General features: G+C 34.2%; 6 protein-coding genes. 2 read left to right on the plus strand and 4 right to left on the minus strand.

The window, feature by feature from the left end:
- Nucleotides 1–233 precede the first annotated feature (233 nt).
- A complete protein-coding gene (locus BN202_RS08580) occupies nt 234–1,172 on the plus strand; it encodes a YopJ/AvrA family T3SS effector serine/threonine acetyltransferase (RefSeq protein WP_244426444.1) in 939 nt (312 codons plus the stop codon).
- Nucleotides 1,173–1,185: 13 nt separating this feature from the next.
- Here the strand turns inward: BN202_RS08580 and BN202_RS08585 are convergent, their stop codons facing one another.
- The 4 genes from BN202_RS08585 to BN202_RS09575 are packed head-to-tail and all read right to left on the minus strand — an operon-like array spanning nt 1,186 to nt 2,268.
- A complete protein-coding gene (locus BN202_RS08585) occupies nt 1,186–1,503 on the minus strand; it encodes a HigA family addiction module antitoxin (RefSeq protein WP_019220236.1) in 318 nt (105 codons plus the stop codon).
- Between the two features lie 41 nt (nt 1,504–1,544).
- Entirely contained in the window at nt 1,545–1,754 is a 210-nt protein-coding gene (locus BN202_RS08590) for a hypothetical protein (protein WP_019220237.1), read from the minus strand.
- Nucleotides 1,755–1,796: 42 nt separating this feature from the next.
- Complete coding sequence (locus BN202_RS08595) at nt 1,797–2,069, minus strand: CopG family antitoxin (protein WP_019220238.1); 273 nt, start codon at nt 2,067–2,069, stop codon at nt 1,797–1,799.
- Nucleotides 2,056–2,268: a BrnT family toxin gene (locus tag BN202_RS09575; protein WP_244426446.1), complete on the minus strand. Its 213-nt coding sequence runs from the start codon at nt 2,266–2,268 to the stop codon at nt 2,056–2,058. Before BN202_RS09575 ends, BN202_RS08595 begins: the two co-directional genes overlap by 14 nt.
- A 162-nt stretch (nt 2,269–2,430) precedes the next feature.
- Here BN202_RS09575 and BN202_RS08600 point away from each other — a divergent pair.
- On the plus strand, nt 2,431–2,844 hold a 414-nt coding region (locus BN202_RS08600; RefSeq protein ID WP_019220239.1), incomplete at its 3' end, for a hypothetical protein.

Consider the following 2,844-nt stretch of genomic DNA (forward strand, 5'->3'; position numbering starts at 1 on the left):
TGTGCTGAATATTGTTAAGATTCTAGCAGTTCTTATAGATTTTTATTCTTCAAAACTGCCATATCACATGGATTTCCTGGTGTGCATTTACGAATCCAATTGGGATAACCCCATTAAAAAATTGCTAAGTTCAAAAAAACATGACCTTCCTTCCCGCTTTTAAAGATGGAAAGATGATCAATTAAGACATTATTTAACCCCAATATACAACTATTATCTCATGCTGATCATTAATGGAAAGATTAGTTATGCCCAAGCTGAGAAATTTACTAAAAATAATCTGTTGTTCAAAACAAAAAGAAGAAGAAGTTGTTGTTGTATCCCCCAAAAAAGAGACGGACATACATAGAAAAATACACAATTTTACATTTGGAGATGATGAAAAGTTAGAAAATATTATTACACATCTAGAGAATGACATCACTACTGGCGTTTGGATTAATACACTTTATGGGAACATAGATCTCAAAATGATGCCTTCCCTAGTAGAACAAGCGAATAGAAAATATCCACAGATGAGTCTTAGATACTCTGCAACACCAGAAGAGGTTCCGGCATTAATAAAAAACACAATTGATGATGGGATTCAATCTTCTAGGATAATAGTTAATCTCGGGGATGACAATATCCATTTTGCAGTACTTGATCATAAAACTATCAATCATCAAACCTCCTTGATATTATTCGAACCTGTAGCATTCAAGCATATGCTGCCGACGATGTTAGCAATGAGGGTAAAAATAGCTCTTGAAGAAAATCAATTGCCTAATTATCATTTTTCTATGGCAGAGATGGATATTCAACGAAGTGTTTCTGAATGTGGAATTTTTAGTTTGGCTCTAGCTAAAAAACTCTATTGCGAATCTGATAAATTAAATAAATTACATAAGGATAATATTGATGGTACCTTATGTAAATCAGATGATCTTTTTTTATCTCCTGAACAGTTAGATCATTATCTTCCGGTCACTTTTTATAAACATGTGCAAAGTACAAACCGTCTCAATAAGTACATAGGATCAAATCCGCGTGCTAAAAAGGAAATCATTAATAAGAAGCATGAAAATATTTATGAGAGATTTGATAAGAATTCAGTTTTAGTAGATAGTAAAAATATGTCTGTTTCATCACACAGAAAAAGGATTCGCGAATATCAATCTCTGATGAGATGATGTAAAGCTCTAATTAAGTTATGATATAATTCAATAATATTGTATACCCATATTTATTAATTTTTGCAAATTCGTTTGCTTTTTTTGCTTGCAAAATATGAACATCATAAGCTGCTTGCATATTAAGCCAGAACTCGGCTGTCGTATCAAAAAAGGAAGCCAATCTGAGAGCTGTATCTGGAGTTATTGGACTATTTTCCGCAACAATACGTTCTATTCTCGTGCGTGGAACATTCAATGCTTTTGCAAGAGCATAAGCAGAGAGAGCATATTCTTTTAAATATTCCTCTCGTAAAATTTCTCCGAGATGAATAGCAATATAATTTTTCATCTCGACCTCCTACAGATCAATGATAATCTACGATTTCAACTTCATTTGCCATGTGACAAAGGTATCGGAACTTTTTCTGCATTATATTGCATATCCTCAATAACTTCTGAAACGAGGTTCATAATACCTTTTAAAGCTTTCTCTGCTTGAACATCTAACCATGAAAGGGATGGAAATTCTGCACACAAACCAACATATTCCTCATCTTCTGGTGACCAAAAAACACGATAGGTATAATGATTATTGTTCATGTTTTAACTCTATCTTTTCTATTATCCTCTATAAAGGATACACTAACCACGATGACTTTTTCGTAAATCTCGTTCAATCAGATGCCTAACATAGCGTGTGTAAGGAATAGCTTGTTTTTTCGCTTTTTCCTTTAAAGCTTTCATAAGCGCTTGAGGCAAGCGAATATTGATAGAAGCTTCTTTAGGTAAGAATTCGAAATGAACGGGTTTAAAACTGGTTAAGTCATAATCTGTAAGATCGGCAGTATCAACAAAGTTTTCTGCTTCTTCATCCGTCTTGAAAACAGGTATCTGTTTTAATTTAGAGGTTTTCATAAAAATCAATCTCCTTTTGATGCATATAACGGGCGCTAATAGGACGCACAAACAGTTCGTTTTTTATCATTCTTAAGGTAAAAACTAAAAAAATATATCTTTCGTTATAACTTCTACCAATAGCTCTGAAACGCTCTTCTTTAACATTTGGGTCGTTCTTTATGACGAGATTTCCAAGTTCGGTGAATAAATACTCAATTTCTTTTTTAGAAACTCCATGTTTAGCACATTTTGGACAGTTACCTTATCCCAGTTTATGCCATGAATTTTGATATTTATTGCCATAACGAATGTATATCAAAATGTATCCACAAATACAATAAAAATAATTAAATATCAATTTGTTCTAATAGGAGCCTTTATGCATCCGCGCGAAACGATAAGAGAAACATTTGTTGATTTGATAAAAGCAGCCAAGACAACAGCTGGCGATAATGTTTTCAATATGCGTGACTTCAATTTATTTATTGAAGCAATGCCGGCCATTAATATCTCAACGCGAAACGAAACCATCGAAGATGGACATGATTTTGGCTTAAGGCGGCGCGTTTTAACCGTTGATATCGAATGCTATGCAACATGTGAAGATGGAGCTGGCTATGTTGATCAATTAGCTTGGCAAGTTGAAGAGATTTTCCGTGCCAATCCCAATCTTGACAATACCGTTGAAACATGCCGCTTGCAAAATATTGCTTTTGCCTTTGGCGATAACGGGGCGCTAGCGCTCCATGGTGCAATTTTAACCTTTGAAGTCACTTACGTGACCAATATTCCC

It is taken from the genome of Bartonella florencae, from assembly GCF_000312525.1.
Taxonomy (GTDB): Bacteria; Pseudomonadota; Alphaproteobacteria; order Rhizobiales; family Rhizobiaceae; genus Bartonella; species Bartonella florencae.